The organism is Streptomyces sp. YS-3 (assembly GCF_045257485.1).
Classification (GTDB): domain Bacteria; phylum Actinomycetota; class Actinomycetes; order Streptomycetales; family Streptomycetaceae; genus Streptomyces.
In genome coordinates this window covers 1-7,396 of record NZ_JBJHPC010000363.1, presented here as the reverse complement: position 1 = coordinate 7,396, position 7,396 = coordinate 1, and the positions used below count along the sequence as shown (strand labels likewise).

At 70.3% G+C, this 7,396-nt stretch carries 7 protein-coding genes; 6 read left to right on the top strand and 1 reads right to left on the bottom strand.

Annotated features, from left to right (window positions below; all coding sequences use genetic code 11):
• The 5 genes from ACJA3G_RS25085 to ACJA3G_RS25065 all read left to right on the top strand — a co-directional run.
• Positions 1 to 164: SDR family oxidoreductase (locus ACJA3G_RS25085; RefSeq protein ID WP_406555309.1), on the top strand; the 164-nt coding region annotated here is incomplete at its 5' end.
• A gap of 22 nt (positions 165 to 186) precedes the next feature.
• A complete protein-coding gene (locus ACJA3G_RS25080) occupies positions 187 to 798 on the top strand; it encodes a TetR/AcrR family transcriptional regulator (protein WP_406555308.1) in 612 nt (203 codons plus the stop codon).
• Positions 799 to 827: 29 nt separating this feature from the next.
• On the top strand, positions 828 to 1,985 hold the full coding sequence (locus ACJA3G_RS25075; RefSeq protein WP_406555307.1) for an acetyl-CoA C-acetyltransferase: 1,158 nt from the start codon (positions 828 to 830) through the stop codon (positions 1,983 to 1,985).
• A gap of 201 nt (positions 1,986 to 2,186) precedes the next feature.
• Positions 2,187 to 2,390 (top strand): cold-shock protein, encoded by a 204-nt coding sequence (locus ACJA3G_RS25070; protein ID WP_406555306.1) that lies wholly within the window; start codon positions 2,187 to 2,189, stop codon positions 2,388 to 2,390.
• Between the two features lie 94 nt (positions 2,391 to 2,484).
• Entirely contained in the window at positions 2,485 to 4,026 is a 1,542-nt protein-coding gene (locus ACJA3G_RS25065; RefSeq protein ID WP_406555305.1) for a DEAD/DEAH box helicase, read from the top strand.
• Positions 4,027 to 4,275: 249 nt separating this feature from the next.
• On the opposite strand, the gene ACJA3G_RS25060 is transcribed toward ACJA3G_RS25065, so the two are convergent.
• Complete coding sequence (locus tag ACJA3G_RS25060) at positions 4,276 to 5,478, bottom strand: helix-turn-helix domain-containing protein (protein ID WP_406555304.1); 1,203 nt, start codon at positions 5,476 to 5,478, stop codon at positions 4,276 to 4,278.
• Between the two features lie 826 nt (positions 5,479 to 6,304).
• Between ACJA3G_RS25060 and ACJA3G_RS25055 the strand changes: the two genes are divergently transcribed.
• Complete coding sequence (locus ACJA3G_RS25055) at positions 6,305 to 6,814, top strand: hypothetical protein (protein ID WP_406555303.1); 510 nt, start codon at positions 6,305 to 6,307, stop codon at positions 6,812 to 6,814.
• Positions 6,815 to 7,396: the final 582 nt, after the last annotated feature.

Genomic DNA, 7,396 nt, shown 5'->3' with positions numbered 1-7,396 from the left:
CCAAGGTCACCTCCGCCGCGCTCCTCGACGAGCTCGCCGCGCGCGAGGCCTTCGGGCGGCCCGCCGAGCCCTGGGAGGTGGCCAACGTCATCGTCTTCCTCGCCAGCGACTACTCCTCGTACATGACCGGGGAGGTCGTCGCCGTCAGCAGTCGGCACGCCTAGCCGGCGGGACCACAATGGACCCGTGCCGAACAACAAGAAGCAGCAGGTGACCGCCGTGCCCGAGCGGCGCGCGGAACTCCTCGCCACCGCGGCCGAGGTGTTCGCCGCCCAGGGCTACAACGCCACCACCGTCCGCAGGATCGCCGACGAGGCGGGCCTGCTCGCGGGCAGTCTCTACTACCACTTCGATTCCAAGGAATCGATGCTCGACGAGATCCTCTCCACCTTCCTGACCGAGCTGTGGGAGGGGTACGACGCCGTGCTCGCGGCCGGACTCGGGCCGCGCGAGACCATCGAGGCCCTGGTCACCGAGTCCTTCCGGGAGATCGACCGGCACCGGGCCGCCGTCGCGATCTACCAGAAGGAGTCCAGGCACCTCACCGAGCTGCCCCGCTTCGCCTATCTCACCGAATCGCAGCGCCGCTTCGAGCAGGCGTGGCTGGGGACGCTGGAGCGGGGCGTCGCGGCCCGGGCGTTCCGCGCGGACCTGGACGTCCGGCTCACCTACCGGTTCGTCCGCGACACGGTGTGGGTGGCCGCGTCCTGGTACCGGCCCGGCGGACAGCACAGCCCCGAGGAGATCGCCCGCCAGTACCTGTCGATGGTGCTGGACGGGATCGCCGTACGAGAGTGATCCGCCGACGCGTCAGAGGAGTTGGGGACATGGCCGAGGCATACGTGGTCGAAGCGGTGCGCACGCCGGTGGGCCGGCGCGGGGGCGGACTCGCCGCGGTCCATCCGGCGGACCTGGGGGCGCATGTGCTCACCGCCCTCGTGGAGCGCTGCGGAATCGACCCGGCCGCCGTCGACGACGTCGTCTTCGGCTGCCTGGACGCGGTCGGGCCGCAGGCGGGGGACATCGCGCGCACCGCGTGGCTGGCGGCCGGACTGCCGCAGGAGGTGCCGGGCGTCACCGTCGACCGCCAGTGCGGCTCGTCCCAGCAGGCCGTGCACTTCGCCGCGCAGGCCGTGCTCTCCGGCACCCAGGACCTGGTGGTCGCGGGCGGCACCCAGAACATGTCGATGATCCCGATCGCCTTCGCCTCCCGGCAGGCGGCCGAGCCGCTGGGGCTGACCGAGGGCCCGTTCGCCGGCTCGGCCGGCTGGCGGGCGCGGTACGGGGACCGCCCGGTCAACCAGTTCCACGGCGCCGAGCTGATCGCGCGCGAGTGGGGGATCAGCCGCGAGGACCAGGAGGAGTTCGCGCTGCGCTCGCACCGGCGCGCGGTCCGCGCCCTCGACGAGGGCCGTTTCGCCCGCGAGAGCGTGGCGTACGGCGAGGTGCGCGCCGACGAGGGGCCGCGCCGCGACACGAGCGCCGCGAAGATGGCCGCGCTCAAGCCGGTCGTCGAGGGCGGCACGATCACCGCCGCCTGCTCCTCCCAGGTCTCCGACGGCGCCGCCGCGATGCTCCTCGCGAGCGAGCGGGCCGTGCGCGAGCACGGGCTCACCCCGCGCGCCCGGATCCACCACCTCTCGGTGCGCGGCGAGGACCCCATCCGGATGCTCTCGGCCCCGATCCCGGCGACGGCGTACGCGTTGCGCAGGACGGGCCTGACGATCGACGCGATCGACCTGGTCGAGATCAACGAGGCCTTCGCGCCGGTGGTGCTCGCCTGGCTGAAGGAGACCGGCGCGGACCCGGCGCGGGTCAACGTCAACGGAGGCGCCATCGCGCTCGGCCACCCTTTGGGGGCCACCGGCGTACGGCTGATGACGACGCTGCTGCACGAGCTGGAGCGCACGGGCGGGCGCTACGGCCTCCAGACGATGTGCGAGGGCGGCGGCCAGGCCAACGTGACGGTGATCGAGCGGCTGTGACCGGCGCGGACGGCGGTGCCCGCGAAGTGGCGCGGCGCACACGGCCGCCCCTTCCCACGAGCCGGTGACGTGGTAGAGTTTTTCCCGTTGCAGTTTTGGTACCCATAGACTTTATGTGCGCCTGACGGGAATGTTCCTCAGGCGCATTATTGTTTTACCGGCTTTCTCCGGATGGGGCCCCTACCTATTCAGGAGAATGACATGGCTACTGGCACCGTGAAGTGGTTCAACGCCGAAAAGGGCTTCGGCTTCATCGAGCAGGACGGCGGCGGCCCGGACGTCTTCGCCCACTACTCGAACATCGCCTCCTCCGGCTTCCGTGAGCTCCAGGAGGGCCAGAAGGTCTCCTTCGAGGTCACCCAGGGCCAGAAGGGCCTGCAGGCGGAGAACATCGTCCCCGCCTGATCTTCGGCGAATCCCGAGCCGGGGCCCGCACCGCGCAGGTGCGGGTCCCGGCTTGCGTGCTGTCCGTCCCCCGGGCCCAGGAAGGCAATCCCGTATGACGCGTTCGACCCCCCGCAAGCGCTCCAGCTCCAGCTCCGCCAAGCCCGCCGTGAATGCCGCGCGAGGCCGGACCGCACAGCCGCAGGGTGAATTCACGCTGCCGGAGTCGGTCACGCCCCCGCTGCCCGCGGTGGCGGCTTTCGCCGACCTCGACATGCCGGCGGCGCTCCTCAAGACGCTGGCCGCCCAGGGGGTGAGCGAGCCCTTCCCGATCCAGGCCGCGACGCTGCCCAACTCCCTCGCGGGGCGCGACATCCTCGGCCGGGGCCGCACCGGCTCGGGCAAGACCCTCGCCTTCGGCCTCGCCCTCCTCGCCCGTACGGCCGGCCGCCGCGCCGAGCCGAAGGCGCCGCTCGCGATGGTGCTCGTACCGACCCGCGAGCTGGCCCAGCAGGTCACCGACGCGCTCACGCCGTACGCCACTGCCGTCAACCTGCGGCTGACCACGGTCGTGGGCGGGCTCTCGCTCACCAAGCAGGCGAACGCGCTGCGGCGCGGCGCCGAGGTGCTCGTGGCGACGCCGGGCCGCCTCAAGGACCTCATAGAGCGCGGCGACTGCGTGCTCGACCAGGTGCGCGTCACCGTGCTCGACGAGGCCGACCAGATGGCCGACATGGGCTTCATGCCGCAGGTCACGGCGCTGCTGAAGCAGGTCGAGCCGGGCGGTCAGCGGATGCTGTTCTCCGCGACCCTGGACAAGAACATCGACCGTCTGGTCCGGATGTTCCTCACCGACGCGGTCGTCCACTCCGTCGACCCGTCGGCGGGCGCGGTCACGACGATGGAGCACCACGTGCTCTACATCCAGGACGAGACCGACAAGAAGGCCGTCACCGCGCGGATCGCCGCGCGCGACGGCCGGGTGATCATGTTCCTGGACACCAAGCGTTCGGTGGACCGGCTGGTCAAGCGGCTGCTCGCGAGCGGTGTACGGGCGGCGGGCCTGCACGGCGGCCGTTCCCAGCCGCAGCGCAACCGCACGCTGGACCAGTTCAAGAACGGCCAGGTCACCGCGCTCGTCGCGACGAACGTGGCCGCGCGCGGCATTCACGTCGACGACCTCGACCTCGTCGTCAACGTCGACCCGCCGACCGACCACAAGGACTACCTCCACCGGGGCGGGCGCACGGCTCGCGCGGGTGAGTCGGGCAGCGTCGTCACGCTGGTCCTGCCGGAGCAGAAGCGCGAGATGTCCCGCCTGATGACGTTCGCGGGGATCCGCCCGCGGACGGCGGCGGTGAAGTCGAGCGACGAGGAGCTGGTACGGGTGACGGGGGCGCGTGAGCCGTCCGGCGTCCCGGTCGTGGTCGAGGTCCCGGCCCCGGCGCAGCCGGCCGCCCGTCCGCGGGCCCGGGGTGCGCGCTCGGGTTCCCGTACGTCGTCGGGCCGCGGGGCGCAGTCCCAGGGAGCCTCCCGCGCGGGGCAGCCCCAGGGTGCCCGCGCCGGTCAGTCCCAGGGGGCCCGCGCGGGCCAGGGCGGCGGCGGTGCTCGCCGTGGCCGCCCCCAGCAGGGCGGCCGACGCGGCGCGTCCGCGTAACGGGGGTCTCCCGGTCCCCGGAACCCCGCTCGCACAGTTCCCCGCGTCCCTGAATACCCAGGGGCGCGGGGAACTGCGCACTCAGCCACCCACCGGGCCGCAGCCGAACGCACAGCGGGGCGTACGCCCCGGAGGGTTCAGGGGAGCCCCGATGGGACGGGGCGCTCTACATGAACGCCGCACTCCGGGCGAAGATCGAGTCTGGATTCCGGTGGCTCGGCGGTGTCCAGGTGCGGGGGTTTCCTGCGTTTATGCGGCGCCGTCGAGCAGCGCCCTGACGTCTGGAATGTCGTGGAACTCTTCCAGGCGAGCGAGCACGATTCGCACACGCTCTCCTGTTCGTTCGCTGGCCACGTCTGCGGAAAGCGAGATCACACGTTCGGCGACGGTTACCGCCTCCTCGGGTTCGTTGGCATCGGAGAGGGCGACGGCGAGCCACGACAGGTACAGGGCAAGCTCCCGCGTGTGGGTCGCGTCGTACCGGCTGAGTACGTCCCGGAGCAGCGGAACGGCGCGGAGTGGTCGGCGTAGCTCCGTGTAGACACGGGCCTCCATGACCTGTAGTTCGCCGGAGTCAACCCAATACAGGTAGGCCGGTGCCTCGCTACCTTTGCTGTCCTGACTCAGCGCCTCGCCGGCCTCTCCTAGTGCCCGAATGGCAGGCTGAATTTCACCGGCCTTGGTGTGCGCCCATGCCACCCGGTCGAGGTACAGCGCGCGAGCCTTGGCCGGTGCGTCTGTTCCGGCCACGTCGAGAGCGGCGCGGGCAAGCTGATTTCCCTCAACCTCCCGGCCAGTGTTGCTGAGTTGGTATGCCAGCGCCCCGGCGAGGTTCGCGGCCAGGGTGTGATCCTCTGCCTGCCTGGCGGCGCTGAGTCCTAGCCGGTAGATCTGTTCCGCCTCGCTGTACTTCCCGGCGTCGCTCGCAATCCATCCGGCGATCTGACCCAACTCGCCGATTTGACGCAGGAGTTCGCGGCCCACTTCCCCGCTGTGGCTGCTTTCCCGATAGAGCTTCACGGCCGATCGGAGTTCGCGGAGCGCGGGGCGGATCAGGTCGCCACCGGCCAGAACATCATCGGCCAGCCGTAGGCCGTGCACGCGCTGCCGCAGGTCGTCAACCTGCTCCATGCCGATGCGTCGCCCGGTACGGGCACTGAGGGGTGCTAGCGGATCACCGGCAGGCAAGTAGTCAGCGAGCGTCGGCAACGGAGGTTCAGCGGGCGCCTGCGGCCCTGTGAGCACATCCACGGGCACGCCGAGAGCGGCAGCGATAGACGACAACCACTCGCGGGGCGTGCGCTTCCCTGTTTCCCACCGGCTGACCTCTTGGCGGCCGACCGGTTCGCCCTGAACCCCGGCAACTCGGCAGACCTCCCGCGCCAGGCGTGCCTGGCTCCATCCGCGCTGTTTCCGTTCGCGCCGGATGTTGGCCCCCATGTTCCCCGACATGTGCCCAGTCTGGCCGACAGCTGGCCTACACGGGGCCGCTGGTCGGCATTCCCTCGCGGCAGCACGATCAAGGCTTACGACGTTCGAGGGGACGGCGAGAAGCGATGTCCGACAAATGGTCGCCCACGACGGGTGGTTACGCAGTAGACACGGCAGACAGGCGGATCGGGGAGGTACGTCGCCTGTTCAAAGGCAGCGTGTACCTCGTACCGCCGGGCGGGGGTGCCGAGTGGGCCGCCCCGCCGGGCAGGCTCCGCCCGCCGACTGACGCCGAACTCTGGCAGGCGCGCGTGTGGACTCGCCCCGTGAGGGTCGGGGCGGTGAGAACCCCCCGCGCCGTGATCCGGCCGATACAGCACTCCATCGGCACTCACCCGCGTGGGGAGATCACCGTCTCGGCTCGCTGTCTTGACAGCGCCTGCCTGTGGACGCTGGCCGCTACCTCAGACCTCAAGGCCGCTGATCTGGCGATGATGACGCACACGGGCCTGTCCGGACATCCCACGTTCGCCCGGACCTTTGAAGACGTGGCACTTGTGCGCCGCCTGGAGCTGAACGAGGGGAAGCAGGAGATCCCGCCGCCGTCTCCCCAGGAGCCGCAGCACGAACGCGCGGCCCCATAGGTTCCCGGCCCCCGGTGAGGTCACGACGAGTGGTCCGTCCCGGCCGGGGGTTGGGGGCAAGTCCCCGCCCGGTGGCACGCCCCGTGAAACGGAGACGTCGGTAGCGGCCCACCGCACCCACCCAAACCCCGTTCCAGTCCCGTACGCAGGCTCCGCTACGGGACCGGAACGGTCCGACCAACCATCGAAGGGAAGGCAACCCGATGTCCGTTCTCAGCGAGTCAGCGCCAGCCGGCGACCTCAAGCCGAGCGCCCGACAACTGATCGCAGATGAGAGCTTCGAAGGTGCCGTGCGCCTGGTGCAGCGCGCCAACCCTGACATCAGCGAAGCGCTGGCAGGGCGAATCGTTGATGAAGCCCTCAAGTTCGTGGCAGCAGCGGCAGGCAACAGGACGCCCGGACTCGCCCTTCGGCCCTCACGGATCGTCGACGAGGGATGGCACGCCCTGATCCAGGACACGCGCACCTATCAGCGCCTGACGGACCATCTCGGCAAGTTCGTCCACCACGTACCGGAGACCCCGGCGACAAAGCAACACGACGAGACAACGGTGATCCGGACGCTGAGCGCCATCGAACGCGCAGGGTACGTGCCGGACTTGTACCTGTGGGCCAAGGAAACGCAGGGGGATGTACTGGTGTCCGCCGACTGCATGCACAGCGAGTGCACCGAGGGAGGGTCAGGCTGCTCGGCCCCGCAGCAAACCGTCTGAGTGACCAGCGGGCAGGAGCGCCCTGAACTTGCGAGTACCGCCCTACAGTTGGCTACGGTCCGTCAGGAAGGAAGCGCGGTGAGCGAAGTAGGTGGAGCGTCCCGAAGGTGGGATGACCCTCGGTACAGCGAGCTACTGGCGAGCTGGCGACGCCTTCGGGTTGAAAAGCACCCCGGAAGGCGCCCCCGCCGCGTCTGTCCGCACGGTCTCGGCGTGACTCTCACGGTTGCCCCTGAGACGGGTAAGCCGTTCAACGCCGGGTGCGCTGACTGCAATTCGATGGAGAGCTGAACGGGTGGGCGGTCTGCCCGCTGCCACACAGCGCGGTACCAGGCGGCCCGGTACCGAGCCTCACTGACGACCAGGCGGGGCAGATCGTGACCGCCGTGAAGACGTCGTTCTGCTCGCAGATCAGTCCCAGACAGGAACCAGCCCCGTTCGGCCACAGTGCCGCACGGGGCTCCCCTGTGTCCTGGACCAGCCCCCACCCTCCAGAACACCTACTCCCGAGCATCGGGAAGCGGCCGGGTGGGGGACAAACCCCGGAGCCGCGACAGCGTCTCCTCCGCCTCCCCCATCACC

Coding starts and splice junctions, on each gene's coding strand:
- ACJA3G_RS25055 (WP_406555303.1), top strand. CDS start 6,305: ATGTCCGTTCTCAGCGAGTCAGCGCCAGCCGGCGACCTCAAGCCGAGC.
- ACJA3G_RS25070 (WP_406555306.1), top strand. CDS start 2,187: ATGGCTACTGGCACCGTGAAGTGGTTCAACGCCGAAAAGGGCTTCGGC.
- ACJA3G_RS25060 (WP_406555304.1), bottom strand. CDS start 5,478: ATGTCGGGGAACATGGGGGCCAACATCCGGCGCGAACGGAAACAGCGC.
- ACJA3G_RS25075 (WP_406555307.1), top strand. CDS start 828: ATGGCCGAGGCATACGTGGTCGAAGCGGTGCGCACGCCGGTGGGCCGG.
- ACJA3G_RS25065 (WP_406555305.1), top strand. CDS start 2,485: ATGACGCGTTCGACCCCCCGCAAGCGCTCCAGCTCCAGCTCCGCCAAG.